This is a genomic window from Kitasatospora sp. NPDC085895 (assembly GCF_040702125.1).
GTDB lineage: Bacteria > Actinomycetota > Actinomycetes > Streptomycetales > Streptomycetaceae > Kitasatospora > Kitasatospora arboriphila.
In genome coordinates this window covers 88,561-113,218 of the sequence record NZ_JBFBJY010000012.1, presented here as the reverse complement: position 1 = coordinate 113,218, position 24,658 = coordinate 88,561, and the positions used below count along the sequence as shown (strand labels likewise).

Genomic DNA, 24,658 nt, shown 5'->3' with positions numbered 1-24,658 from the left:
CGGGCACGGCGAAGGGCCGGGCTCCCCCGAGGGGTGCCCGGCCCTTGGCCTGACGTGCCGGAACCTACTGGTTCTGGTCCTCGCCGCGGTAGAACTCGAAGACCCAGCCGTAGAGGCCGATCAGGATGATCGGCAGCGACCACCAGAGCAGCCACCAGCCGAAGATCACACCGAGGAAGGCCAGCGCGCCGCCGATGGCGAGCGCGAGCGGCTGCCAGCTGTGCGGGGCGAAGAAGCCCACCTCGCCGGCGTCGTCCGCGACCTCGGCCTCGGGGTTGTCACCCGCGCCGCTGTCCACCCGGCGGGCGGTGAAGGCGAGGTAGTACCCGATGAAGGCGCAGAGGCCGAACGCCAGGAACAGCGCGGTGGTGCCGGCCGGCTCCTTGGACCACAGGCCGTACACGACGGCCATGATCAGGATGAAGGCGGCGAAGCCGCCGAAGATCTTGCCCTGCTCCTTCATCAGGCGTCGCCCTCCTTCTTCTTGTCCAGCTGCGGACGGTCGTACTGCGCCGGGGTCACGCCCGCGAAGTGCTTCGCCGGCTCACCGTGGTTCTCCAGGTAGTCCAGCGCGGCGATCTCGGGGTGGTGCAGGTCGAACGCCGGGGATTCGGAGCGGATCCGCGGCAGCGTGAGGAAGTTGTGCCGCGGCGGCGGGCAGGAGGTCGCCCACTCCAGCGAGCGGCCGTAGCCCCACGGGTCGTCCACCTCGAGCTTCTCGCCGTACTTGGCCGTCTTCCAGACGTTGTAGAGGAACGGCAGGATCGACAGGCCGAGCAGGAACGAGCCGACGGTCGAGACGCTGTTCAGCGTGGTGAAGCCGTCCGAGGCCAGGTAGTCGGCGTAGCGGCGGGGCATGCCCTCCGCGCCGAGCCAGTGCTGGACGAGGAAGGTGGTGTGGAAGCCGATGAACAGCGTCCAGAAGGTGATCTTGCCGAGACGCTCGTCGAGCATCTTGCCGGTCATCTTCGGCCACCAGAAGTGGAAGCCCGCGAACATCGCGAACACCACCGTGCCGAAGACCACGTAGTGGAAGTGCGCGACGACGAAGTACGAGTCCGAGACGTGGAAGTCGATCGGCGGGGAGGCGAGCAGAACGCCCGTCAGACCGCCGAACAGGAAGGTGACCAGGAAGCCGATCGTCCACAGCATCGGGGTCTCGAAGCTGAGCGAGCCCTTCCACATGGTGCCGACCCAGTTGAAGAACTTCACCCCGGTAGGCACCGCGATCAGGAAGGTCATGAAGGAGAAGAACGGCAGCAGCACCTGGCCGGTGACGTACATGTGGTGCGCCCACACCGTCACGGACAGACCGGCGATCGCGATGGTGGCCGCGATCAGGCCGGAGTAGCCGAACATCGGCTTGCGGCTGAAGACCGGGACGATCTCCGACACGATGCCGAAGAACGGCAGCGCGATGATGTACACCTCGGGGTGGCCGAAGAACCAGAAGAGGTGCTGCCACAGCATGGCGCCGCCGTTGGCCGGGTCGAAGACGTGCGCCCCGAACTTGCGGTCCGCCTCCAGGGCGAACAGGGCGGCGGCCAGGACCGGGAAGGCCAGCAGGACCAGCACGGCGGTCAGCAGGACGTTCCAGACGAAGATCGACATCCGGAACATCGTCATGCCGGGGGCGCGCATGCAGATGATGGTGGTGATGAAGTTGACCGCACCGAGGATGGTGCCGAAGCCGGAGAAGGCCAGGCCCATGATCCACATGTCGGCGCCGACGCCCGGCGAACGGACGGCGTCGGACAGCGGCGAGTAGGCGAACCAGCCGAAGTCGGCCGCGCCCTGCGGGGTCAGGAAGCCCGCCACCGCGATGACGGAGCCGAACAGGTAGAGCCAGTAGGCGAACATGTTCAGACGCGGGAAGGCGACGTCGGGAGCGCCGATCTGCAGCGGCATGATCCAGTTCGCGAAGCCCGCGAAGAGCGGGGTGGCGAACATCAGCAGCATGATCGTGCCGTGCATGGTGAACGCCTGGTTGAACTGCTCGTTCGAGAGGATCTGGGTCCCCGGACGGGCGAGTTCGGCGCGCATGACCAGGGCGAGGACGCCACCGATCAGGAAGAAGGCGAACGAGGTCGCCAGGTACATCGTGCCGATCGTCTTGTGGTCGGTGGTGGTGAGCCACTTGATGATCGCGTTGCCCCGCTTGTTGACACGGGCGCTCTTGCCGGCCGTGACGCCCCCGGCGCCCCCGCCGGCCGCGGCGGGCTCGTTGAGGATGGTCACTTCTCTTCACTTCCCGTGGTCTTCTCACCGGCGGCGTGGCCGGCTCCGAGGATGCCCGCGGGCACCGCGCCGGACTGGCCCTTGGCCCGAAGCTCCTTCAGGTGCTGCTCGTACTGGTCGTGGGTGACGACCTTGACGTTGAACAGCATCCGGGAGTGGTCCTGGCCGCAGAGCTCGGCGCACTTGCCGGCAAAGGTGCCGAAGGAGGTCGGGGTCACCTGGAACTTGTTCACCACGCCCGGCACGACGTCCATCTTCATGAGGAAGTTGACGGGCCAGAAGTCGTGGATCACGTCGTTGGAGGTCAGGACGAACTCCACCGACTCGTTGATCGGCAGGTACAGGGTGGGCACCTCGGCCGGCGTGCCGACGTCGTACGCGGCGTTGGTGTTGGCCGGGTCCGGGATCTCGGTGTTCTCGTAGTTGAACGCCCAGTTCCACTGGAAGCCCACCACGTTCACCACGTGCTGCGGCTTCGCGCTGACCGCGGTCAGGCGCGTCTCGTCGCGGGCGACGAAGTAGAAGAGCACCGAGACGATGACGAGGGGGACCGCGGTGTACAGCGCCTCGATGGGCACGTTGTACCGGGTCTGAGCGGGGATCTCCACCTTGGTGCGGCTACGCCGGTGGAAGATCACGCTCCAGAGGATCAGACCCCACATCAGTGCGCCCACTGCCAGCGCCGCGATCCACGAGCCCTGCCACATGTGGAGGACCAGGGGGCCTTCCTCGGTGACGGGCGAGGGGAGGCCAAGCCTGGGGAGGTCGTTGGCCGAGCAGCCGGTGGCGGTCGCGATGACGAGGCCCAGTGCCAGCGCCTGAGGCAGCTTCCGCCGCATCGTGCGCCGCGGCGAGCGGTCGGAGCCGTTGGGACTCACGTAGCGCCTTCCCGAAGTCTCGCCCGCGATCGCGCCGCCTCCGGGAGTGCTGTTCGCCTCCCCGGCGACCCGGCCACGGGCACGGTTTGAATGCTTATGCGGGCCAAACGCTACTGCATCCTTATGCGGCACTCACGAGCAGCCCCCGCTAACGCGCCGCCCGCCTACCCGATCAGCCGCGGCAGGCGTTCCGGTGCAGGTCATGGCGGGCATTCGAGGGTCCCACACCCGATCGGGGGACTCGACTGCGACACACGGGTGACGGATCGTCGCACCGGACGAATGCGGCGAAATCGGGTGCCGACCCGGGCCGCGGGCCGGGCGGGGATAGCGTGGAAGGGTGTCGTACTTCGATGTGGCCTCCACCGCACCCCTGCACCCCGTCGCCCGGCAGGCGCTGAACGCGGCGATCGACGAGGGGTGGGCCGACCCGGCGCGGCTCTACCGCTCCGGGCGGCAGGCCCGCATGCTCCTGGACGCCGCCCGCGAGGGAGTCGCGGCGGACCTCGGCGCCCGGGCGGACGAGATCTCCTTCACCGCGAGCGGCACCCAGGCCGTCCAGCTCGGCATCCTCGGCGCACTGCGCGGCAACCGCCGCCGCGGCGCCCACCTGGTGCACTCCGCGGTCGAGCACTCCAGCGTGCTGCACACCGCCGAGCTGCACGAGGCCCAGGGCGGCGAGGTCGGCGTCGTCCCGGTCGACCGGCACGGCCGGGTGAAGGCCACCCAGTTCGCCGCCCGGCTGACCGACGCCACCGCGCTCGCCGTGCTGCAGAGCGCCAACCACGAGGTCGGCACCGTCCAGCCGGTGGAGGAGGTCGCCGACCTGTGCGGCAACGTCGGCATCCCGCTGCTGGTGGACGCCGCCCAGAGCGCGGGCCGGCTGCCCGTCCCGCACGGCTGGTCGCTGCTGACCGCCAGCGCCCACAAGTGGGGCGGGCCGGCCGGCGTCGGCGTGCTCGCCGTCCGCAAGGGCGTGCGCTACGCCTCGCCGCTGCCCTCCGACGAGCGCGAGCGCGGCCGGGTGCCCGGCTACGTCAACGTGCCGGCGATCGTCGCGGCCGCCGCCTCGCTGCGCGCCGTCCGCGCCGAGGCCGAGCAGGAGAACGCCCGGCTGCACGCGCTGGTGGAACGCATCCGCACCCGGGTGCCCGCACTGGTGCCGGAGGTCGAGGTGGTCGGCGACCCGGTGCGCCGACTCCCCCACGTCGTCACCTTCTCCTGCCTGTACGTGGACGGCGAGGTGCTGCTCGGCGAGCTGGACAAGGCCGGGTTCGCGGTCTCCTCGGGCTCCTCCTGCACCTCCTCCACGCTGACGCCGAGCCACGTGCTGGCGGCGATGGGGGTGCTGACCGAGGGCAACGTGCGGGTCTCGCTCCCGTACGGCACCGCGGAGGAGGACGTGGACCGCTTCCTCGCCGCGCTGCCCGAGCTGGTCGCGGCGGTCCGGGCCCCGCTCGGGCTCGACCTTCGGCTGCCCGCCGCGGAACCGGAACCGGAGCCGGTGGTGCGCGCGGCGGATCCGTCGGCCGATCCGTCGGCGGATCCGGAGCCCGCGGGAGAGGCGGAGGCGCTGGTGCTGGACGCCCTCGGCAAGCGCTGCCCGCTGCCGGTGATCGACCTCGCCCGGCGGATCGGCGAGGTGCCGCCGGGCGGCACCGTCGTGGTGCTCGCCGACGACGAGGCGGCCCGGCTGGACATCCCGGCCTGGTGCGACATGCGGGCCCAGGAGTACCTGGGCGAGGCCCCGGCCGCGCGGTACGGCGCCGACCGGGGCACGGCCTACCTGGTGCGCCGGACGGACTGACCGCCCGCCCGGCCGCGACCGGGCGGGGTCAGGCCAGCTTCGCGCGGACCTCGGCCGCCGCCTCGTCGCCGTACGCGGCGGCGAAGCGGTCGGTGAAGTGGGCGCGGCGCAGCTCGTACTCCTGGGTGCCGACGGTCTCGATCACCAGGGTGGCGAGCATGCAGCCGACCTGGGCGGCGCGCTCCAGGCCGAGGCCCCAGGAGACGCCCGCGAGGAAGCCGGCGCGGAAGCCGTCGCCGACGCCGGTCGGGTCGGCCTTGCGCTCCTCGGCGGGGCAGCCCACGGTGATCGCCGGCTCGCCCTTGCGCTCGATCCGGACGCCCTTGGGGCCGAGCGTGGTGACCCGGGTGCCGACGCGGTTCAGCAGCTCGTCGGCGGCCCAGCCGGTCTTGGACTCGATGAGCGCGGCCTCGTACTCGTTGGTGAAGAGGTACGCGGCGCCGTCGACGATCTCGCGGATGTCGTCGCCCTCCAGGCGGGCCAGCTGCTGGGAGGGGTCGGCGGCGAAGGCGTAGCCGCGGCTGCGGCACTCCTGGGTGTGGCGGACCATCGCCTGCGGGTCGTCGGCGCCGATCAGGACGAGGTCGAGGCCGCCGACGCGGTCGGCGATCGGCTTGAGCTCGATGTTGCGGGCCTCGGCCATCGCGCCGGTGTAGAAGGAGGCGATCTGGTTGTGGTCCAGGTCGGTGGTGCACATGAAGCGCGCGGTGTGGCGGGTCTCGGAGATGTGCACGGAGGCGGTGTCCACGCCGTTGCGCTCCAGCCAGCTCCGGTACTCGTCGAAGTCCGCGCCGGCCGCGCCGACCAGGACCGGGCGCAGGCCCAGGACGCCCATGCCGAACGCGATGTTGGGGCCGACGCCGCCGCGCCGGATGTCGAGGGTGTCGACCAGGAAGGAGAGCGAGACGGTGTGCAGCTGCTCCGCGACGAGCTGGTCGGCGAAGCGGCCGGGGAAGGTCGTCAGGTGGTCGGTGGCGATCGAGCCGGCGACGGCGATACGCACGGGAGTCTCCTCGGGAGGCCTGGTGGCGGCGGTGGCCTGGTGCGGCCGGAAGCAGTGGTGGACCCACCTACGGTACAGCCACCCCGGCCGGAAACCCGGACGACCCGAACCGGTACTACCCCGCAGTAGCCCTGGTGGGGCGCCCGGCGGCGGCCTAGGGTCGCAGCACGGGGGCCGGTCGGCCGGTCCCGGCCATGCGTGCCGTGGCGACGAGGCCGCGGCCCGGCGATCGGAGCGATGACAGCGATGATGCCCACCCAGCCCCCCGCAGCCCGCCCGGGTGCCCTCGGCGGCGAGGCCGACTTCGAGAGCCTCGACGCCCTGGTCAGCTCCTCGCGCCGGCTCGGCCGGTTCTGGCCGCCGCTCGCGGCCGGCCCGCAGCCCGCCGCCGCCCGCCCGGCGGGGGTGTCGGTGCCGTCCGGTGCGCAGCGGCTGGTGGCGGCGATGGCCGACTACGGGAGCTGACCGCTCCCCCGGGTCCCGCCCCGGCACGGGGTGGAACCGGATTCCTCCGGGGCACGTCAAACCGGCGCAGCACCGCTTCGGTGGCGGTTCGCTGGACCCTCGGGAGGAAGTCGCACCATGGACGCAAGGACCGCAGTCGTACCGTTCGGGGCCGCTCGTCGGCGGCGGGCCGCCGTGCTGGCGGCAGGGGTGGCGCTCGTCGTCGGCGGGGTGTCCGCCTGCGGGTCGCAGACGTCGACCGGAGCGGGCGGTGCGCCGTCGGCCGCGCCCACGGCGAGCGCCTCGGCCTCCGGTGCCCCGGCCTCGCCGAGCCCCTCCCCCAGCCCGTCCGGCGCGGGCAGTTCGGCCCCGCAGCCCGGGCAGCCCACCCAGCCCGGCATAGCCGTCGGCGAGCCGACGCCGACCGCGGCGGTCCTGCCAGCGATCTCCTACACCCTGGAGGGCGGGACGCACCTGACCGTCTACTTCTACGGCGGCGTCTGCGAGCAGTACGGGCTGAAGGCGGACGAGCAGGCGCCGGGCCTGGTGCGGGTCCGGGTCATGGTGGAGAAGCCGGCGCCGCGCGGCAAGGAGTGTCCGGCCCTGGCGAAGAAGGAGTCGGTCTCGGCGGAGTTGGCGCAGCCGCTCGGCGACCGCAAGGTGATCGACATGACCTCCGGCAGCGGGCTCACCATGACGGGTGACGTACCGGGCGGGCCGCGCTAGGTCTGTGGGCCACCGCGCGGACCAGGGGTGAGCCGGATCGGCCAGGAGCACCGATCCCGGACTGCGCAGTTCCCGCGCCCCTGAGGAGTCGTAGGCAGAACCGCCGGAGGGCGGCCCCGGGTGTCGGGGCCGCCCTCCGGCGGTTCGCCGCTGCTGTCGCTGCTGCGGGTGCGGCTGGGCCGCGGGGCTCAGCTGAAGGAGTCGCCGCAGGCGCAGGAGCCGGTGGCGTTCGGGTTGTCGATCGTGAAGCCCTGCTTCTCGATGGTGTCGACGAAGTCCACGGTGGCGCCGCCCAGGTACGGGGCGCTCATGCGGTCGGTGACGACCTTCACGCCGCCGAAGTCCTTGACGACGTCGCCGTCCAGCGAACGCTCGTCGAAGAACAGCTGGTAGCGCAGGCCGGAGCAGCCGCCCGGCTGCACGGCGACGCGCAGCGCGAGGTCGTCGCGGCCCTCCTGCTCGAGCAGGCCCTTGACCTTGGCCGCGGCGGCGTCGGTGAGGAGGATGCCACTCTCGACGGTGGTCTCGTCCTGGACGGTCATGCTTACTCCCGGTCTGTGACGACAGTGTGCCGCCAGTGCCAACCGGCGGCCGCCCGGATTCATTTCCGGTCGGTGGTGATTCCGGGAGACGTTTTCGCCGCCCGCACCTCTACGTCTCCCATGCTCGCACATCGGCGGTGCGTGCTCGGCGTCCGATCTCGGCAAACCGCCCTCGGCGGGTCCGGCGGCGGGCCAGGATGAGATGCGTGATCATTCGGCCGGTCAGGGACAGTGCCGCGGACGCCGTCGCCGTGCGGGAGGTGGCCGCGGCGGCCTTCGGACAGCCGGACACCGCGCGGCGGGACGGGACGGCGGTGCCGGACGCCCGCGCCGTCCGGCACGAGGCGCGGACCCGGCACCTGGTGCGGACCGACCCGCAGGGGTGCTGGGTCGCCGAGGACGGCGGACGGGCGGTGGGGGCCGCGCTGTCGCTGCGGCGCGAAGGGCTGTGGCTGCTCGCCCTGCTGGTGGTCGACCCGGCGCTGCAGGGCAAGGGCGTCGGACGGCTGCTGCTGCAGCGGGCGGCCGCGCACGGGCGGGGCTGCCTGCGGGGCATGCTGTGCGCCTCGCCGTCGCCGGCCGCGGCACGGCGGTACCGGCTGAGCGGGTTCACCCTGCACCCGGCGATGCAACTGCGGGGGCCGGTCGACCGGGCCGGACTGCAGGACCCGGGCGACATCCCGGTGCACCCCGGAGGACCGGGGCAACTGCACCTGCTGGACTCGGTGGACCGGCGGCTGCGGGGCGCCGCGCACGGGCCCGACCACGGCTTCATGCTGGCCCACTTCGAGGAACTGCTGGTGGCGGACTCGCTGGCGGGCAGCGGGTACTGCTACCGGGACGGCGGCGAGGTGAAGCTGCTGGCGGCGACGTCGAAGCGGATCGCGGTACGGCTGCTGCGGGAGGCGCTGGCGCGGGTCCCGGAGGGGACGGACGCGCTGGTGGAACACCTCACCGCCGACCAGGAGTGGGCGGTCGACGTCGGCCTGGAGGTGGGGCTCACGGTCGGCACCCGCGGCTACGTGGCCCTCCGCGGCATGCGCCCCCCGGTGCCGTACCTCCCCGACGGGGCCTTCCTGTAAGGAAGGCGCGCGACACAGGGGCGCGGGGAACTGCGCAGTCCGGGCGTGGGCGTCTGTACAGACCGGGATCGCCCAGATCCGTACAGTGGACCGCTTCCGAATTGCGCAGTTCCCCGCGCCCCTGTTGTGGCTTGCCCTGATGCACGCAGTTCTCCGTGTCCCTTGGGTCACTCCATGGTGGCGAGGATCTCCTTGACCATGTCGAGGGTGGTGCCGGGGTGGAGGAAGGCGAAGCGGGCGACGGTCTCGCCGTCCCAGCCGGTGGGGGTGACGAAGCCGATCTGGTCGGCGAGGAGCTGCTGGGACCAGCGGTAGTAGTCCTCGTGGGTCCAGCCGGTGCGGCGGAAGCAGACGGCGGAGAGCTGCGGGTCGTGCAGCAGTTCCAGGTGGTCGGTGTCGCGGATCAGCTGCGCGGTGTCCCGGGCCAGCGTCAGGCCGGTCTCGATGGCGTCGGTGTAGGCCTGGGTGCCGTGGACGGCGAGGGAGAACCAGAGCGGCAGGCCGCGGGCGCGGCGGGTGAGGTGGTACGCGTAGTCGGTGGGGTTCCACTCGTCGCCCTCGGTGTGCAGGACGTCGAGGTAGGAGGCGTCCTGGGTGTGGACGGCGCGGGCGAGCTGCGGGTTGCGGTAGAGCAGGGCGGCGCAGTCGAACGGCGCGAAGAGCCACTTGTGCGGGTCGACGACGAAGGAGTCGGCGTGCTCGATGCCGTTGTAGCGCTCGCGGACGGAGGGGGCGAACAGCCCGGCGCCGCCGTACGCGCCGTCGACGTGGAACCAGAGGCCGCGCTCGCGGGTGACCTCGGAGAGGCCGGCGAGGTCGTCGACGATGCCCTCGTTGGTGGTGCCGGCGGTGCCGACGACCGCGATGACGGTCTCCGGGTTCGGGTCGGCGGCGAGGGCGGCGCGCAGCGCCTCGCCGGTGAAGCGGCGGTCCACGGTCGGGACGACGAAGGCCTCGACGCCGATGATGTTGAAGGTGTTCTTGACCGAGGAGTGGACCTGGTCGGCGACGGCGATCCGCAGCCGGGCCTCCGGGCCGACGCCCAGCTTGCGGCGGGCGGTGTCGCGGGCGACGACGAGCGCGGAGAGGTTGCCGGCGGAGCCGCCGGAGACGAAGGTGCCGCCGGCGGAGGCGGGGAGTCCGGCGCGGTCCGCTATCAGGCGCAGCACCTGGTTCTCGGCGGCGATGGCGCCGGCGGCCTCCAGCCAGGAGATGCCCTGGAGGGAGGCGCAGGAGACGACCATGTCGAAGAGGAGGGCGGCCTTGGTGGGGGCGCAGGGGATGAAGGAGAGGTAGCGCGGGCTGTCGGCGGAGATGACGGCGCGGGAGAGCTCGTGGTCGTAGAGCTTGAGGACGTCGCCGGGGTCGTTGCCGTGCTCGTTGAGCAGACCGGCGAGGTGGGTGCGGAGGTGCTCGCCGTCGCCGGGGTGGTCGAGGGGGACGGGGTTGTACTGCAGCCGCTCGCGCATGTAGTCGAAGACGAGGTCGACCAGCTGGTTGTCGGGCTGGTGCATGCGGTCGGCGGCTGCGGACACGGTGGTCCCTCTCGTTCTGGCTGCGGGGTGCGGCGGGCCGGTACGGGTGGGGTTCCCGGGGCGTACCGGCCACGATCAGCGTAGGCAGCGGCGTTCGGTCGGCGCGCGTCGGAACGGGGCCGCGCAAGCAGGTTTCGTGCGTGTTCGACGGGGGCCGCGCAGCTTTCCTGCGTGGCGCGCCGGGGGGTGCCGGGCCCGGTGCGGGGCGGTCAGCCGATGAGGCGGGAGAGGACGACGGAGCTGCGGCTGCGCTGGACGCCGGGCTCCTTGCGGATGCGTTCGATGACGGCTTCGAGGTGCCGGGTGTCGGCGGCGCGGAGGTGGACGAGGGCGTCGGGGTCGCCGGTGACCGTCCAGGCGGCGGCGACCTCGGGGAACTGGCGGAGGCTGGCGAGGAGTTCCTCGGGGCTGGTGCGTTCGCGGCAGTAGATCTCGACGAAGGCCTCGGTCCGCCAGCCGAGCAGGGCGGGGTCGAGGACGACGGTGAAGCCGCGGACGACGCCGCGGGCGCGGAGCCGGTCGATGCGGCGGCGGACGGCGGTGGCGGAGAGGTTGGCGAGCAGGCCGATCTCGGCGTAGGAGGCGCGGCCGTCCTTGCTGAGGTGTTCGAGCAGGAGCCGGTCGGTGTCGTCGAGCGGCGCCCCGCCCGGGTCCGTGGGTCGGTGCGTGCTCATGGCTGCGGGCTCCACTGGTGGTGCGTGTGAGGGCGGTGTGGCCGTCGGGGTGGGACGGCGCACCGCCCCATTCTGGCGGACTCCTGCGGTCAGTCCACCAGCAGCACGATCTTGCCGCGGGTGCGGCCCTCGGCGTTGAGGGCCTGGGCGGAGGCGGCCTGGGAGAGCGGGAAGGTGGAGGCGACCGGGACGCGGAGCTTCCCGGCGTCGGCGAGGCGGCCGAGTTCGGCGAGGTCGGCGGCGTCGGGGCGGACCCAGACGTAGTGGCCGCCGCGGGCGGCGACGCCGTAGTCGGTGATCGAGGCGATGCAGGAGGGGTCGCGGACGAGCTGGGCGGAGACCTCGACGGCGTCGCCGCCGATCAGGTCGAGGGCGGCGTCGACGCCGTCGGGGGCGATCGCGCGGACGCGGTCGACCAGGCCCTCGCCGTACGCGACCGGTTCGGCGCCGAGTTCGCGCAGGTAGGCGTGGTTGCGTTCGCCGGCGGTGCCGATGACCCGGGCGCCGTGGGCGGTGGCGATCTGGACGGCGAGGCTGCCGACGCCGCCGGCCGCGGCGTGCACCAGGACGGTCTGGCCTGCGCGGATCCGCAGCGCCTTGACGAGGGCCTGGTGGGCGGTGAGGCCGGCGAGCGGGAGGCCGCCGGCCTGGGCCCAGTCGAGCGAGGCGGGTTTGCGGGCGAGGGTGCGGACGGGGGCGGCGACGAGCTGGGCGTAGGTGCCGTGCTCGGCGGAGTCCTTGCGGACGTAGCCGACGACCTCGTCGCCGGGGGCGAACTCGGTGACGCCGCCGCCGACGGCCTGGACGACGCCGGCCAGGTCCCAGCCCATGATCAGCGGGAAGTGGACGTCCATGATGCCGTCGAGGTGGCCCTCGCGGAGCTTCCAGTCGACCGGGTTGACGCCGGCGGCCTTCACCCGCACCAGGACGGAGTCGGGGCCGACCTTGGGGTCGGGCACGTCGGTGTACTCGACGACGTCGGGGCCGCCGTACTGCCTGATCACAATGGCCTTCATGCTCCAAGACAACGCGATCGCGGCCGGATATCGGTTCGGCCACGCCGGGAAGGCTCCGATCCGGAGAGCGGTTCTCGTCACATCGACAGAACGTCCATCGTCAGAGTGACGCTAACGGGTTATCATAGATAGCGTCAGATAGACGAGAAGGCCCCGCGGTACCACCGCAGCTCGGCAGGGGCCGGAAGATCGGCCGCACAGGAGGGCACCCGCCCGTGACCACCACCACCGAGACCTACGGCGTCGACCCCTCTCCGACGCCCCTGGCGCTGCTGCTGCTCGGCCGCGAGGCCGACCCCGCGAGCGAGCGCGGCGTCGAGTGCCCGGGCGACCTGCCCGCCGCCTCCGACCCGGACCTGGTCGCGCGGGCCCGCGCCGCCAAGGAGGCGCTCGGCGACCGGGTGTTCATCCTGGGCCACCACTACCAGCGCGACGAGGTCATCGAGTTCGCCGACGTGACGGGCGACTCCTTCAAGCTGGCCCGTGACGCGGCGGCCCGCCCGGAGGCCGAGTACATCGTCTTCTGCGGCGTGCACTTCATGGCCGAGTCGGCGGACATCCTCACCACCGACGCCCAGCAGGTCGTGCTGCCGGACCTCGCCGCGGGCTGCTCGATGGCCGACATGGCCACCGCCGAGCAGGTCGCCGAGTGCTGGGACGTGCTCACCGACGCCGGGATCGCCGACGTGACCGTGCCGGTCTCGTACATGAACTCCTCGGCCGACATCAAGGCCTTCACCGGCCGGCACGGCGGCACCATCTGCACCTCCTCCAACGCGAAGCGGGCGCTGGAGTGGGCCTTCGAGCAGGGCCAGAAGGTCCTGTTCCTGCCGGACCAGCACCTGGGGCGCAACACCGCCGTCCTGGAGATGGGCTTCTCGCCGGACGACTGCGTCCTCTACAACCCGCACAAGCCCAACGGCGGCCTGACCGCCGAGCAGCTGCGGAACGCGAAGATGATCCTCTGGCGCGGCCACTGCTCGGTGCACGGCCGCTTCAACCTGGACTCGGTGAACGAGGTCCGCGAGCGGATCCCCGGCGTCACCGTGCTGGTACACCCGGAGTGCAAGCACGAGGTCGTCACCGCGGCCGACATGGTGGGCTCGACCGAGTACATCATCAAGGCGCTGGACGCCGCCGAGCCCGGCTCCAAGTGGGCCATCGGCACCGAGCTGAACCTGGTGCGCCGGCTCGCCAAGGCCCACCCGGACAAGGAGGTCGTCTTCCTCGACCGCACGGTCTGCTTCTGCTCGACCATGAACCGGATCGACCTGCCGCACCTGGTGTGGGCGCTGGAGTCGCTGGTCGAGGGCCGGGTGCCGAACGTGATCACGGTCGACCCGGAGACCGAGAAGTACGCCAAGGCGGCGCTGGACCGGATGCTGGCCCTGCCGTAACGTTCCGCCGCGCCGCCGGCGGGCGGCGCGCAGCACGCCGAAGGGCGGGCACCCCGTGGGGTGCCCGCCCTCGCGGTGTCACGAGACCTACTCCGGCAGGCCGGGGATCAGGCCGTCGCCCTCGGTCCGCAGCATCTCGCGGACCTCGTCGATGGTCGCCTCCGCGTCCGGGAGGATCAGGTCGGACGGCTCCAGGGTCTCGTCCGGCAGCGGGCTGCCGAACTCCTTGACCGCACCCAGCAGCGCGTCCAGCGCGGCCTTGAACCGCCCGCCGTCGCCCGACTCCACTGCCTTGAGCAGTTCGTCGTCCAGCTCGTTGAGCCGGTTCAGGTGGCTCTCGCCGACCTGGAACTGCCCCTCACCCATGACCCTCATGATCATGCCGGCGCGTCTCCCTGTCCGGGTTCGTGGTGCTGTCCGGTTGCTACTTGTTGTAGTTGATCTTGGACGAGTCCTGCTGGCCCTGCTCGATGGCCTGCGGAGCGGCGGCGGGAGAGCCGCCGGTCAGCTCGGCCTTCATCCGTGCCAGCTCCAGCTCGACGTCGCTGCCGCCGGCCACCCGCTCCAGCTCGGCCTCGATGTCGTCCTTGCGGCCGAGGCCGCTGGCGTCGTCGAGCGCACCGGAGGCGAGCAGCTCGTCGATCGCGCCGGCCCGCGCCTGCATCTGCGCGGTCTTGTCCTCGGCCCGCTGGATCGCCAGGCCCACGTCGCCCATCTCCTCGGAGATGCCGGAGAAGGACTCGGCGATCCGGGTCTGCGCCTGGGCGGCCGTGTACGTCGCCTTGATGGTCTCCTTCTTGGTGCGGAAGGCGTCCACCTTGGCCTGCAGCCGCTGGGAGGCGAGCGTGAGCTTCTCCTCCTCGGCCTGCAGCTGCTGGTACTGGGTCTCCAGGTCGGTGATCTGGGACTGCAGGTTCGCCTTGCGGGTGAGCGCCTCGCGGGCGAGGTCCTCACGGCCCAGCGAGAGCGCCTTGCGGCCCTGGTCCTCGTACTTCGCGGACTGCTGCTGCAGCTGCGTCAGCTGCAGCTCCAGGCGCTTGCGCGAGGTGGCCACGTCGGCGACGCCGCGGCGCACCTTCTGCAGCAGCTCCAGCTGCTTCTGGTACGAGTAGTCGAGCGTCTCCCGCGGGTCCTCCGCACGGTCCAGTGCCTTGTTGGCCTTGGAGCGGAAGATCAGCCCCATACGCTTCATGATTCCGTCGCTCATGGGCCTCGGGTGCCCCCTTCTACGGGCCTGCGAATTCCGTCTCGTAACACGTCGAGTCTATGTGCAGCGAGCTGGTCGCCGCAGTGCACGAGCTGCAACAAGACTGCTACAGCCGCACACTGCCGGTCATCGTTCCTGGGGTGGAGCCGACCCTGAGACCATGATCCGCCCCGCGGAGGGCCCCCCGTACGGGACACGCCGCCCGATCGATATCCGTTCGTGCCGACGCTCACTGCGGAAAGCACCCGGCCAGCACGTACGCTGGGGGTGTGTTCCGACGCCGTGATGAAGCCTCCTCCGCCGCGACCGCGCTGGCCGAGCAGGACGAGAAGACCCCCCGCGACCCGCAGGCCAAGAAGGGCCGCCCGACGCCGAAGCGCAGCGAGGCCGAGGCCGGCCGGCGGACCCGGGTGACCGTGCCCAAGGACCGCAAGGAGGCCGCCCGGCAGTCCCGCGAGCGGATGCGCTCCGAGCGCGAGAAGCAGCGCACCGCCCTGCTGGAGGGCGACGAGCGCGCCCTGCCGGCGCGCGACAAGGGCCCGGTGCGGCGCTTCGCCCGCGACTTCGTCGACTCCCGCTGGTCGCTCGCCGAGTTCTTCCTGCCGTACGCCGTGGTGGTGCTGGTGCTCAGCATCGTCAAGGTGCCGGCCCTGCAGCTGCTCTCCACGCTGCTCTTCGTGGTCTTCTTCGTCCTGGTGATCCTGGACTTCGCCCGGCTCGGCCTCGGCCTGCGCAAGGCCCTGCGCGAGCGCTTCCCCAACGAGAACACCCGCGGCGCCGTCCCCTACGGCCTGATGCGCACCCTGCAGATGCGCCGCCTGCGGCTGCCCAAGCCGAAGGTGAAGCGGGGCGAGCGGCCCTGACCGCGGAGCCGGTCCCGCCGGCCTGGGCCCTGCCGGTGCAGCCGGACCAGCCCGGGTTGTACGCGCTGCCCGGGCAGGGCGCCGGCGGCCACGACCGGCTGCCGGCCGTCGGCGGAGGCGGCCGGCACGCGGCCGCCCCCTGGCCGCCCCGGCAGGGCGGCCTGCGCAGCACCGTCCGCGAGGAGCTGCTGACCCGGCAGCTCGCCGAGCAGCTCACCGGCCGGACGGGACTGCGGGTGCTGGACGTCGGCTGCGGACAGGGCACCCAGACCGTGCGGCTGGCCCGCGCCGGGCACGCCGTCACCGGCGTCGACCCCGACCCGGTCACCCTCGGCGCCGCGCAGGCCGCGGTCGCGGCCGAGCCCGCCGACGTGCAGGCGCGGGTGCGGCTCATCGGCGGGGACGGACACGCCTGCGGGCGGTGGTTCCCGCCGCGCTCCTTCGACGTCGTGCTGTGCCACGGCGCCCTGATGTACCTCGCCGACCCGGACCCGCTGCTCGCCGCGCTCGCCCGGGTGCTCGACACCGGCGGCGTGCTGTCGCTGCTCGTCCGCAACGCCGACGCACTGGCCATGCGCCCCGCGCTCGCCGGAGACTGGCGCACCGCCCTCGCCGCCTTCGACTCCTACCGCTGCACCGACCGGTACGGCGTCCCCGCCCGGGCGCACCGGCTCGCCGAGCTGACCACCACGCTCTCCGGCATCTCGGTGCCGCTGCGCCACTGGTACGGCGTCCGGGTCTTCACCGACGCCGCACCCGACGAGGCGGCACCGGTCGACGGCCGGCAGCTCGCCCAGCTCCTCGACGCCGAGGAGCGGGCCGGCCGGCAGGACCCGTACCGCCAGGTCGCCGGCCTGCTCCACCTCGTCGGCGCCAAGTAGACACGCGGGCGGGCGGTCCTCCTAGCCCTCGTGCAGGCTCATCGAGTAGATCTCGCGGTCGTCCTCCAGCAGGACCGCCCGGTCCACGCCGTCCGCCAGCAGCTGCTTGTAGGTCTCGCCGATCCACGACTCGGCGTCGCCCTGGCCCGGGAACTCCTCCTGGCCGCCCGGCTGGTCGACCCCGGTGCCGTCCTGCTGCTCGAACCGCCACGTCCACACCATGTGTCGGACTCCTCCCGCTCGGTGACCTCGACGTGCGCACACTAGCGTGCCCGCCCCGCCGCACCGCCATACCCCGTGCGGCAGGATGATCCGCATGGCACTCCCCCGCACCCTCGTCCTCGGCGGCGCCCGCTCCGGCAAGTCCACCCGCGCCGAGCTGATGCTCGCGCCGTACCCGGACGTGCTGTACGTGGCCACCTCGGGCACCCGGGACGGCGACCGGGAGTGGGCGGACCGGGTGCGCCTGCACCGCGAGCGCCGGCCCGCCTCCTGGCGCACCGCCGAGACCTGCGACCTGGAGGCGGTGCTCGCCGACCGGGAGGACACCGCCCCGGTCCTGATCGACTGCCTCGCGCTCTGGCTCACGGCCGTGATGGACGAGCACGGCGCCTGGTCCGACGACAGCTGGCACGGCGGCGGCGAGCAGGCGGTGCAGCGGCGCTGCGAGGCGCTCGCCGCGGCCTGGGCGGCGACCCGGCGGCCAGCGGTCGCGGTCAGCAACGAGGTGGGCATGGGCGTGGTGCCCGCGACGGCCGCCGGCCGGCGGTTCCGGGACACCCTGGGACGCCTCAACATGGCGGTCGCCGACGCCTCCGAGCAGGTGCTGCTCGTCGTGGCAGGACAGGTGCTGACCGTCAAAGCCGGTGCCGTGTAGCCTTCCGAGCGATGGACACGACCGTGGATCTCGACAGTTTCTCCTCCCTCGTCGAGCGGCCCGACGAGGCCGCCCGCAAGGCCGCCGAGGAGTACCGGCAGCAGCTCGGCCTGCCGCCGGGCGGCCTCGGCTCGCTGGAGGAGCTCGGCGCCTGGCTCGCCTCCGTCCAGGGCGCGGCCCCCGTGCGGCCGGTGGCCGCCGCGAAGGTGCTGCTGTTCGCCGGCGACCACGGCGTCGCCGCACTCGGCGTCTCCCGGCCCGGTCCCGGCCGGAGCACGGCGGCCCGGGTGCACGCCGTGCTGGAGGGCACCGCGCCGGTCGCCCTGCTGGCCCGCCGCTACGGCGCGGCCGTGCGGGTCGTCGACATGGCGGTCGACGCCGAGCCGCACGAGTTCCCCGCCGAGGTGTCGCAGTACCGGGTGCGGCGCGGCTCCGGCCGGATCGACGTCGAGGACGCGCTGACCGCCGAGGAGACCTCCCGGGCCTTCCGGGCCGGCATGGCGATCGCCGACGAGGAGGCCGACGCCGGCACCGACCTGGTGCTGCTCGGCGACATCGGCACCGGGTCCACCACGGTCGCCGCCGTCCTGGTCGGCGCGCTGTGCGGCACCGACGCGGCGGCCGTCACCGGGCGCGGCTCGGGCGTCGACGACCGGGTGTGGATGGTCAAGTGCGCCACCGTCAGGGACTCGCTGCGGCGGGCCCGGCCGGTGCTCGGCGACCAGCTCGCGCTGCTCGCCGCGACCGGCGGCGCCGACTTCGCCGCGATCACCGGTTTCCTGCTGCAGGCCGCCGTCCGCCGGCTGCCGGTGGTGCTCGACGGCGTGGTGTCCGCGGCCTGCGCCCTGGTCGCCCAGCGGGTCGCCTTCCGGGCGCCCGAGTGGTGGCGGGCCGGGCAGGACAGCGGCGAGCCCGCGCAGGCGAAGGCGTACGACCGGCTCACCCTGACCCCGGTGCAGCAGCTCGGCGTCAAGGCCGGTGAGGGCGTCGGCGCGCTGCTGGCGCTGCCGCTGCTGCAGGCCGCCTCCGACACCCTGGCGGAGCCCGGCGAGGTGCCGGCCGCCGCGAAGGCCGAGCCCCGGCCCCCGGCGAAGCTGCCCACCGCGGCGGAGCTGCTGGGCCTCGGCTGACGTGCCGGACGGGCTGCGCTTCGCCTTCGGCACGCTCTCGGTGCTGCCGGTCCGGGTCGACCGCTGGGACCGGCCGACGGCCGGGCGGGCGATGCTCGCCGCCCCGGTGGTCGGCGCGGTGCTCGGCCTGATCGCGGCCGGTGCCGGGGCCTTCGCCGCGTGGCGGGCGGGCGGGCTGCTCGGCGCGGTCGCCGCGGTCGGGGCGCTCGCCGCACTGACCCGGGGCCTGCACCTGGACGGCCTGGCCGACGTCGCCGACGGCCTCGGCAGCGGCAAGCCGGCCGAGGACGCACTGCGGATCATGAAGCAGTCGGACATCGGACCGTTCGGCGTGCTGACGCTGCTTCTGGTGATGCTCGGTCAGATCACCGCGCTGGCCGGGCAGTTCGACGCCTCTCCCGGCCGTGGCGCACTCGCGGTGCTCACCGCGGCCCTCGCCGGGCGCTGCGCGCTCGCCTGGGGCTGCCGCCGCGGCGTGCCGGCCGCCCGGCCCGGCGGACTGGGCGCCGCGGTCGCCGGCACCGTCCCGGGCCTCGGCGCGGCCGCGGTCTGTGCGGGCTGCGCGCTGCTGCTCGCCGCGGCCGGCGCCGGGTACGGCCGGCAGGCCTGGGTGTGGCCGGCGGCACTGGCGGTCGGGCTCGGCTGCGCGCAGCTGCTGCTGCGCCGCTGCGTGCGGCGCCTCGACGGGATCACCGGGGACGTGCTCGGCGCGACGGCGGAGACGGCGGCCACCGGGGCGCTGGTGGCGCTGGCGCTGATCGGCACGGTCTGAGCGGCCCGCACGGGTCCGGTCCGGGGGCGTTCGTGCGGCGTCCGGTTCGCGCGCTTCGTCACACCGTGTACGCCCGGTCCGCCGTGAGGGGGCGAGCCCTGGGGCCGCGTGGTCCCAGCATGCGGACTACCATGCGGGGTGCACCGTAGCCCTGCGCCCCGTTTCCCCGCGGAGTCAGCCGGGGTTATGCCGGTACGGCACACCCCGAGCCGTCGCCGGCCGTGGACCGCGAAAGAACAGGACGCATCGTCGTGACAACACTGTCTGTGAGCACCTCCTCCGCCGCAAGCCTGCGCGCGGACGCCCTGGTGGTCGGTGTGGCGAAGGGCCCCAAGGGCCTCGTGCTCGCCCCCGGCGCCGAGGCCGTGGCCGAGGCGTTCGAGGGCACGCTGGCCGAGGTCCTCTCCACCCTGGGCGCCACCGGCGCCGAGGGCGAGGCGGTCAAGGTTCCGGCGGCCGCCGGACTCAAGGCGCCGCTCGTGCTGGCGGTCGGCCTCGGTGACGCGTCCGAGGACGGCTACGCCGCGGAGGCGCTGCGCCGGGCCGCCGGTGTCGCCGCCCGCACGCTGGCCGGCACGAAGAAGGTCGCGCTGGCGCTGCCCGCCGGGTCCGCCGAGGAGATCGAGGCGATCGCGCTGGGCGGTCTGCTGGGCTCGTACACCTTCGGCACGTACAAGGGCGAGAACGGCAAGACCCCGGTCGGCGAGCTGGTCGTGCTCTCCACCCGCAAGGGCGGCAAGGACGCCAAGGCCGCGGTCGAGCGCGCCGTCGCGCTGGGCGAGGAGATGAACCGGGCCCGCGACCTGGTCAACACCGCACCGAACGACCTCAACCCGAAGTCCTTCGCCGCGATCGCCCAGGCGGCCGGCAAGGAGCACGGCCTGAAGGTCGAGGTGCTGGACGAGAAGGCGCTGCTCAAGGGCGGCTTCGGCGGCATCCTCGGTGTCGGTGTCGGCTCCGCCAACCCGCCCCGGCTGGTGAAGGTGGCCTACACCCACCCGAAGGCGCAGGCGTCGCTGGCGTTCGTCGGCAAGGGCATCACCTACGACTCGGGCGGCATCTCGCTGAAGCCGGCCGGCCACAACGAGACCATGAAGTGCGACATGTCCGGTGCCGCCGCGGTGTTCGCCGCCGTGGTCGCCGCCAAGCGCCTCGGCCTGCAGGTCAACGTGACCGCGTGGCTGGCGCTGGCCGAGAACATGCCGTCCGGCTCGGCGACCCGTCCGGGCGACGTGCTGCGGATGTACGGCGGCAAGACCGTCGAGGTGCTGAACACCGACGCCGAGGGCCGCCTGGTGCTGGCCGACGCGATCGTGCGGGCCGGCGAGGAGAACCCGGACGTCATCGTGGACGTCGCCACCCTGACCGGCGCGATGGTGCTGGCCCTGGGCACCCGCACCTTCGGCGTGATGTCCAACAGCGACGAGCTGCGCACCCGCCTGCACGAGACCGCGACCGCGGTCGGCGAGCCGTCCTGGCCGATGCCGCTCCCGGCCGACCTGCGCAAGGGCATGGTCGAGTCGACGATCGCCGACCTCGCCAACATGGGCGAGCGGATGGGCGGCGGCCTGGTGGCCGGCCTGTTCCTGAAGGAGTTCGTCGCCGAGGGCATCGACTGGGCGCACCTGGACATCGCCGGCCCGGCGTTCAACGAGGGCGGCCCGTTCGGCTACACCCCGAAGGGCGGCACCGCGAGCGCGGTGCGCACCCTGGTGCGGTACGCGCAGGACGTGGCGGCGGGCGTCTGACGCCCACCGATTTCCGTGGAGGGGTCCGGTGTCCGACGGGGCACCGGACCCTTCGGCGTTTTCCTATTACCAGCCGGTAATACATCGAGGGTGGCGGAGGCCACATTCCGAGACGGTGTTCGCCGCGGGCGAAACTGTCTTCCGCACTGCGGAACCCGGGCGGGAGCGGGCCGCCGCAGCCGCCCCTCTCCGGCCCGCCCGCACCACTGTGAGCTGCGGCGATACCCACCCGTACGGGGCATTCGAGCGACCTGGGGCGGCCGGGCGGCGGCCTCCGGGGCAGCCCCGGACACCAGTCGCCTCGAACAAGTGCAAAGATGTATTTCCGGCACGACTGGGCGCCTCACAAAGGCTTCCCACACCACCGGACCGCGACCGGCCCGGCGAACCGCACCCCTTTGCATGGAGGACGTGACGTGGCGAACGACGCCAGCACCGTTTTCGACGTTGTCATTCTCGGAGGCGGAAGCGGCGGTTACGCCGCGGCGCTCCGCGCCGCCCAGCTCGGGCTGAACGTCGCGCTGATCGAGAAGGGCGAGCTCGGCGGCACCTGCCTGCACCGCGGCTGCATCCCCACCAAGGCCCTGCTGCACGCGGCCGAGGTCGCCGACGAGACCCGCGAGGCGGCCGAGTTCGGCGTCCTGGCGACCTTCCAGGGCATCGACATCAAGGGTGTCCACAAGTACAAGGACGACGTGGTCTCGGGCCTCTACAAGGGCCTGCAAGGTCTGGTCGCCTCGCGCAAGGTCACCTACATCCAGGGCGAGGGCCGGCTGTCCTCGCAGACCTCGGTGGACGTCAACGGCCAGCGCGTCGAGGGCCGCCACATCGTCCTCGCCACCGGCTCGGTGCCCAAGTCGCTGCCCGGTCTGACCATCGACGGCAACCGGATCATCTCCTCGGACCACGCCCTCAAGCTCGACTACATCCCGAAGTCGGCCGTCATCCTCGGCGGCGGCGTCATCGGCGTCGAGTTCGCGTCCGTGTGGAAGTCCTTCGGCGTCGACGTCACCATCGTCGAGGCCCTGCCGCACCTCGTCCCGCTGGAGGACGAGAACTCCTCGAAGCTGCTGGAGCGCGCCTTCCGCAAGCGCGGCATCAAGTTCGAGCTGAAGGCCCGTTTCTCGGGCGTCGAGTACACCGAGAACGGTGTCCGCGTCTCGACCGAGAACGGCAAGCAGATCGACGCCGACGTGCTGCTGGTCGCCATCGGCCGCGGCCCGGTCTCGGCCGGCCTCGGCTACGAGGAGGCCGGGGTCGCCATGGACCGCGGCTACGTCCTGGTCGACGAGTACCTGCGGACCAACGTGCCGACGATCTCGGCGGTCGGCGACCTCGTCCCGACCCTGCAGCTCGCCCACGTCGGCTTCGCCGAGGGCATGCTCGTCGCCGAGCGCCTGGCGGGCCTGAAGGTCGTCCCGATCGACTACGACGGCATCCCGCGCGTGACCTACTCCAACCCGGAGGTCGCGTCCGTCGGCCTGTCCGAGGCCAAGGCCGCCGAGCAGTACGGCAAGGACAAGATCGTCACGCTCAAGTACAACCTGGCCGGCAACGGCAAGAGCAAGATCCTGAAGACCGCCGGCGAGATCAAGCTCGTCCAGGTCAAGGACGGCGCCGTGGTGGGTGTGCACATGGTCGGCGCCCGCATGGGCGAGCAGGTCGGCGAGGCCCAGCTGATCTACAACTGGGAGGCCCTGCCCGCCGAGGTCGCGCAGCTCATCCACGCGCACCCCAGCCAGTCCGAGGCCCTGGGCGAGGCGCACCTGGCGCTGGCCGGCAAGCCGCTGCACGCGCACGACTGATCCGCGGCACCCCTTAGTTGTCCATTCCTGTACGCAAGACTTGATAGGAGTCGCTGAAACCATGGCGGTCTCAGTAACACTGCCCGCACTGGGCGAGAGCGTGACCGAGGGCACCGTCACCCGCTGGCTGAAGGCCGAGGGTGAGCGCGTGGAGGCCGACGAGCCGCTGCTCGAGGTCTCCACCGACAAGGTCGACACCGAGATCCCGGCGCCCGCGTCCGGCATCCTCGCGTCGATCAAGGTCGGCGAGGACGAGACGGTCGAGGTCGGCGCCGAGCTGGCCGTCATCGACGACGGCTCGGGCGCCCCGGCGGCCGCCCCGGCCCCGGCCGCGGAGGCCGCCCCGGCCGCGGAGGCCGCCCCGGCCGCCGCCCCGGCGCCGGTCGCCGAGGCCCCCGCCGCCGCTCCGGCCGCGGCCCCGGTCGCGGACGCCGCTCCGGCCGCCGCCCCGGCGGGCGACGCCACCCCGGTGCTGCTGCCCGCGCTCGGCGAGTCCGTGACCGAGGGCACCGTCACCCGCTGGCTGAAGGCCGAGGGCGACACCGTCGAGGTCGACGAGCCGCTGCTCGAGGTCTCCACCGACAAGGTCGACACCGAGATCCCGTCGCCGGTCGCCGGCACCCTGGTGAAGATCCTCGTCGGCGAGGACGAGACCGCCGAGGTCGGCGCCCAGCTCGCGCTGATCGGTGCCGCCGGTGCCGTCGCCGCCGCCCCGGCTCCCGCCGCCGCCCCCGCCCCGGCCGCCCCGGCCGCTCCGGCCCCGGCTCCGGCCGCTCCGGCTCCGGCCCCCGTGGCCGAGGCCCCGGCCGCCGCTCCGGCTCCGGCCGCCCCGGCGCCCGCCCCCGCTCCGGTGGCTGCTCCGGTGGCTGCTCCCGCTCCGGCGCCCGCTCCGGTGGCTGCTCCGGCCCCGGTCGCCGCCGCCCCGGCCCCGGCCGCTCCGGCCGCGGACAACGGCGACGCCTACGTGACCCCGCTGGTGCGCAAGCTCGCCGCCGAGCACGGCGTGGCCCTGTCGGCCGTGTCCGGCAGCGGCGTCGGCGGCCGCATCCGCAAGCAGGACGTGCTGGCCGCCGCCGAGGCCGCGAAGGCCGCCCAGGCCGCGCCCGCCGCCGCTGCCCCGGCCGCCGCCCCGAAGGCCGCCGCCGCGCCGTCCGCGCTGCGCGGCCAGACCGTCAAGATGACCCGCATGCGCAAGGTCATCGGCGACAACATGATGAAGGCCCTGCACGAGCAGGCGCAGCTCACCAGCGTGGTCGAGGTGGACGTCACCAAGATCATGTCGCTGCGCGGCAAGGCCAAGGACTCCTTCCTCGCCCGCGAGGGCGTGAAGCTGTCCCCCATGCCGTTCTTCGTCAAGGCCGCCGCCCAGGCGCTGAAGGCCCACGCGGTCATCAACGCCCGGATCAACGAGGCCGAGGGCACCATCACCTACTTCGACACCGAGAACATCGGTATCGCGGTGGACTCGGAGAAGGGTCTGATGACCCCGGTCATCAAGGGTGCGGGCGACCTCAACATCGCCGGCATCTCCAAGAAGACCGCCGAGCTGGCCGACAAGGTGCGCGGCAACAAGATCACTCCGGACGAGCTGTCCGGCGCGACCTTCACCATCAGCAACACCGGCTCGCGCGGTGCGCTGTTCGACACCGTCATCGTGCCGCCGAACCAGGCCGCGATCCTGGGCATCGGCGCCACCGTGAAGCGCCCGGTCGTCATCGAGGCCGACGGCGGCACCGCCATCGGCATCCGCGACATGACCTACCTGTCGCTCTCCTACGACCACCGCCTGGTGGACGGCGCGGACGCCGCCCGCTACCTGGTGGCCGTGAAGGAGATCCTCGAGGCCGGCGAGTTCGAGGTCGAGCTCGGTCTGTAAGGACCGCGCCGCACCCCGCGGACGCACGCACGGCGGACCCCCGCCCCGGGACACCGGGGCGGGGGTCCGCCGTTCGCCCGCTCGCCTCCGGGCCCGCTCCGGCGCCGACGCCCGGGGCGGGGGTCGGTTCCTGCGCGCCCCCGACGGTCCGCTCCGC

The 24,658-nt window shown here is 73.0% G+C and carries 23 protein-coding genes and 1 pseudogene; 13 read left to right on the top strand and 11 right to left on the bottom strand.

All coding sequences use genetic code 11. From position 1 onward, the window contains the following. Positions 1-64: 64 nt before the first annotated feature. From AB0442_RS10735 to AB0442_RS10725, 3 genes are all read right to left on the bottom strand, one after another. Positions 65-463 carry a cytochrome c oxidase subunit 4 gene (locus AB0442_RS10735; protein ID WP_363546584.1) on the bottom strand — a complete coding sequence of 133 codons (399 nt, stop codon included), beginning with the start codon at positions 461-463 and terminating at the stop codon, positions 65-67. Further along, positions 463-2,145 (bottom strand): cytochrome c oxidase subunit I, encoded by a 1,683-nt coding sequence (gene ctaD / locus AB0442_RS10730; protein WP_363546637.1) that lies wholly within the window; start codon positions 2,143-2,145, stop codon positions 463-465. Before ctaD ends, AB0442_RS10735 begins: the two co-directional genes overlap by 1 nt. Positions 2,146-2,234: 89 nt before the next feature. Beyond that, positions 2,235-3,116, bottom strand: coding sequence for a cytochrome c oxidase subunit II (locus tag AB0442_RS10725; protein WP_344626703.1), 882 nt, complete (start codon positions 3,114-3,116; stop codon positions 2,235-2,237). Between the two features lie 340 nt (positions 3,117-3,456). On the opposite strand from AB0442_RS10725, the gene AB0442_RS10720 reads away from it, so the two are divergent. Next, positions 3,457-4,923 (top strand): aminotransferase class V-fold PLP-dependent enzyme, encoded by a 1,467-nt coding sequence (locus tag AB0442_RS10720; RefSeq protein ID WP_366162084.1) that lies wholly within the window; start codon positions 3,457-3,459, stop codon positions 4,921-4,923. A gap of 28 nt (positions 4,924-4,951) precedes the next feature. On the opposite strand, the gene AB0442_RS10715 is transcribed toward AB0442_RS10720, so the two are convergent. Next, on the bottom strand, positions 4,952-5,926 hold the full coding sequence (locus AB0442_RS10715) for a carbohydrate kinase family protein (protein ID WP_363546590.1): 975 nt from the start codon (positions 5,924-5,926) through the stop codon (positions 4,952-4,954). Positions 5,927-6,163: 237 nt separating this feature from the next. Between AB0442_RS10715 and AB0442_RS10710 the strand changes: the two genes are divergently transcribed. Then, the gene (locus AB0442_RS10710; protein WP_366162083.1) at positions 6,164-6,391 is read left to right on the top strand and encodes a hypothetical protein; all 228 of its coding nucleotides are present in this window, start codon (positions 6,164-6,166) and stop codon (positions 6,389-6,391) included. 117 nt (positions 6,392-6,508) lie between these two features. After that, positions 6,509-7,096: a hypothetical protein gene (locus tag AB0442_RS10705; RefSeq protein ID WP_366162082.1), complete on the top strand. Its 588-nt coding sequence runs from the start codon at positions 6,509-6,511 to the stop codon at positions 7,094-7,096. A 188-nt stretch (positions 7,097-7,284) separates the two neighbouring features. Here the strand turns inward: AB0442_RS10705 and AB0442_RS10700 are convergent, their stop codons facing one another. Continuing rightward, positions 7,285-7,638 (bottom strand): iron-sulfur cluster assembly accessory protein, encoded by a 354-nt coding sequence (locus AB0442_RS10700; RefSeq protein WP_095876996.1) that lies wholly within the window; start codon positions 7,636-7,638, stop codon positions 7,285-7,287. 206 nt (positions 7,639-7,844) lie between these two features. Between AB0442_RS10700 and AB0442_RS10695 the strand changes: the two genes are divergently transcribed. Next, a complete protein-coding gene (locus AB0442_RS10695) occupies positions 7,845-8,720 on the top strand; it encodes a GNAT family N-acetyltransferase (protein WP_366162081.1) in 876 nt (291 codons plus the stop codon). Positions 8,721-8,887: 167 nt separating this feature from the next. Here AB0442_RS10695 and AB0442_RS10690 read toward each other — a convergent pair whose 3' ends face one another. From AB0442_RS10690 to AB0442_RS10680, 3 genes are all read right to left on the bottom strand, one after another. Next, a complete protein-coding gene (locus AB0442_RS10690) occupies positions 8,888-10,255 on the bottom strand; it encodes a pyridoxal-dependent decarboxylase (RefSeq protein WP_366162079.1) in 1,368 nt (455 codons plus the stop codon). Positions 10,256-10,464: 209 nt separating this feature from the next. Beyond that, positions 10,465-10,929 (bottom strand): Lrp/AsnC family transcriptional regulator, encoded by a 465-nt coding sequence (locus AB0442_RS10685; protein WP_344626696.1) that lies wholly within the window; start codon positions 10,927-10,929, stop codon positions 10,465-10,467. A gap of 89 nt (positions 10,930-11,018) precedes the next feature. Further along, the gene (locus AB0442_RS10680) at positions 11,019-11,945 is read right to left on the bottom strand and encodes an NADP-dependent oxidoreductase (RefSeq protein WP_359983258.1); all 927 of its coding nucleotides are present in this window, start codon (positions 11,943-11,945) and stop codon (positions 11,019-11,021) included. 215 nt (positions 11,946-12,160) lie between these two features. Here AB0442_RS10680 and nadA point away from each other — a divergent pair, with 215 nt between their 5' ends. Beyond that, positions 12,161-13,342, top strand: coding sequence for a quinolinate synthase NadA (gene nadA, locus AB0442_RS10675; RefSeq protein ID WP_366162078.1), 1,182 nt, complete (start codon positions 12,161-12,163; stop codon positions 13,340-13,342). Between the two features lie 87 nt (positions 13,343-13,429). Here nadA and AB0442_RS10670 read toward each other — a convergent pair whose 3' ends face one another. Both AB0442_RS10670 and AB0442_RS10665 read right to left on the bottom strand, forming a co-directional pair. Beyond that, a complete protein-coding gene (locus AB0442_RS10670; RefSeq protein WP_363546608.1) occupies positions 13,430-13,723 on the bottom strand; it encodes a hypothetical protein in 294 nt (97 codons plus the stop codon). Between the two features lie 43 nt (positions 13,724-13,766). Next, a complete protein-coding gene (locus tag AB0442_RS10665) occupies positions 13,767-14,549 on the bottom strand; it encodes a PspA/IM30 family protein (protein ID WP_344626691.1) in 783 nt (260 codons plus the stop codon). A gap of 269 nt (positions 14,550-14,818) precedes the next feature. On the opposite strand from AB0442_RS10665, the gene AB0442_RS10660 reads away from it, so the two are divergent. Both AB0442_RS10660 and AB0442_RS10655 read left to right on the top strand, forming a co-directional pair. Continuing rightward, a complete protein-coding gene (locus tag AB0442_RS10660; protein WP_366162076.1) occupies positions 14,819-15,412 on the top strand; it encodes a DUF3043 domain-containing protein in 594 nt (197 codons plus the stop codon). A gap of 35 nt (positions 15,413-15,447) precedes the next feature. Beyond that, a complete protein-coding gene (locus AB0442_RS10655; RefSeq protein WP_363546612.1) occupies positions 15,448-16,293 on the top strand; it encodes a methyltransferase domain-containing protein in 846 nt (281 codons plus the stop codon). 21 nt (positions 16,294-16,314) lie between these two features. Here AB0442_RS10655 and AB0442_RS10650 read toward each other — a convergent pair whose 3' ends face one another. After that, the gene (locus AB0442_RS10650) at positions 16,315-16,515 is read right to left on the bottom strand and encodes a hypothetical protein (RefSeq protein WP_030269070.1); all 201 of its coding nucleotides are present in this window, start codon (positions 16,513-16,515) and stop codon (positions 16,315-16,317) included. Between the two features lie 106 nt (positions 16,516-16,621). Between AB0442_RS10650 and cobU the strand changes: the two are divergent. The 6 genes and pseudogenes from cobU to sucB all read left to right on the top strand — a co-directional run. Next, positions 16,622-17,170 (top strand): annotated as a pseudogene (cobU, locus tag AB0442_RS10645) (bifunctional adenosylcobinamide kinase/adenosylcobinamide-phosphate guanylyltransferase); the annotation flags it as partial. Between the two features lie 11 nt (positions 17,171-17,181). Continuing rightward, complete coding sequence (locus tag AB0442_RS10640; protein ID WP_344626688.1) at positions 17,182-18,300, top strand: nicotinate-nucleotide--dimethylbenzimidazole phosphoribosyltransferase; 1,119 nt, start codon at positions 17,182-17,184, stop codon at positions 18,298-18,300. Position 18,301: 1 nt separating this feature from the next. Then, positions 18,302-19,072, top strand: coding sequence for an adenosylcobinamide-GDP ribazoletransferase (locus AB0442_RS10635; RefSeq protein ID WP_366162073.1), 771 nt, complete (start codon positions 18,302-18,304; stop codon positions 19,070-19,072). A 251-nt stretch (positions 19,073-19,323) separates the two neighbouring features. Next, positions 19,324-20,820, top strand: coding sequence for a leucyl aminopeptidase (locus AB0442_RS10630; RefSeq protein ID WP_366162071.1), 1,497 nt, complete (start codon positions 19,324-19,326; stop codon positions 20,818-20,820). A 416-nt stretch (positions 20,821-21,236) separates the two neighbouring features. Beyond that, positions 21,237-22,625, top strand: coding sequence for a dihydrolipoyl dehydrogenase (gene lpdA, locus AB0442_RS10625; RefSeq protein WP_263105729.1), 1,389 nt, complete (start codon positions 21,237-21,239; stop codon positions 22,623-22,625). Between the two features lie 61 nt (positions 22,626-22,686). Continuing rightward, positions 22,687-24,501, top strand: coding sequence for a 2-oxoglutarate dehydrogenase, E2 component, dihydrolipoamide succinyltransferase (gene sucB, locus AB0442_RS10620; RefSeq protein ID WP_366162069.1), 1,815 nt, complete (start codon positions 22,687-22,689; stop codon positions 24,499-24,501). The last annotated feature ends 157 nt before the right edge of the window (positions 24,502-24,658 follow it).

What these genes read in the sequence shown, in the direction of transcription:
- AB0442_RS10735 (WP_363546584.1), bottom strand. Translation starts at nt 463, where the DNA reads ATGAAGGAGCAGGGCAAGATCTTCGGCGGCTTCGCCGCCTTCATCCTG.
- AB0442_RS10710 (WP_366162083.1), top strand. Translation starts at nt 6,164, where the DNA reads ATGACAGCGATGATGCCCACCCAGCCCCCCGCAGCCCGCCCGGGTGCC.
- AB0442_RS10705 (WP_366162082.1), top strand. Translation starts at nt 6,509, where the DNA reads ATGGACGCAAGGACCGCAGTCGTACCGTTCGGGGCCGCTCGTCGGCGG.
- AB0442_RS10700 (WP_095876996.1), bottom strand. Translation starts at nt 7,638, where the DNA reads ATGACCGTCCAGGACGAGACCACCGTCGAGAGTGGCATCCTCCTCACC.
- AB0442_RS10685 (WP_344626696.1), bottom strand. Translation starts at nt 10,929, where the DNA reads ATGAGCACGCACCGACCCACGGACCCGGGCGGGGCGCCGCTCGACGAC.
- AB0442_RS10680 (WP_359983258.1), bottom strand. Translation starts at nt 11,945, where the DNA reads ATGAAGGCCATTGTGATCAGGCAGTACGGCGGCCCCGACGTCGTCGAG.
- AB0442_RS10670 (WP_363546608.1), bottom strand. Translation starts at nt 13,723, where the DNA reads ATGATCATGAGGGTCATGGGTGAGGGGCAGTTCCAGGTCGGCGAGAGC.
- AB0442_RS10665 (WP_344626691.1), bottom strand. Translation starts at nt 14,549, where the DNA reads ATGAGCGACGGAATCATGAAGCGTATGGGGCTGATCTTCCGCTCCAAG.
- AB0442_RS10650 (WP_030269070.1), bottom strand. Translation starts at nt 16,515, where the DNA reads ATGGTGTGGACGTGGCGGTTCGAGCAGCAGGACGGCACCGGGGTCGAC.
- AB0442_RS10640 (WP_344626688.1), top strand. Translation starts at nt 17,182, where the DNA reads ATGGACACGACCGTGGATCTCGACAGTTTCTCCTCCCTCGTCGAGCGG.
- sucB (WP_366162069.1), top strand. Translation starts at nt 22,687, where the DNA reads ATGGCGGTCTCAGTAACACTGCCCGCACTGGGCGAGAGCGTGACCGAG.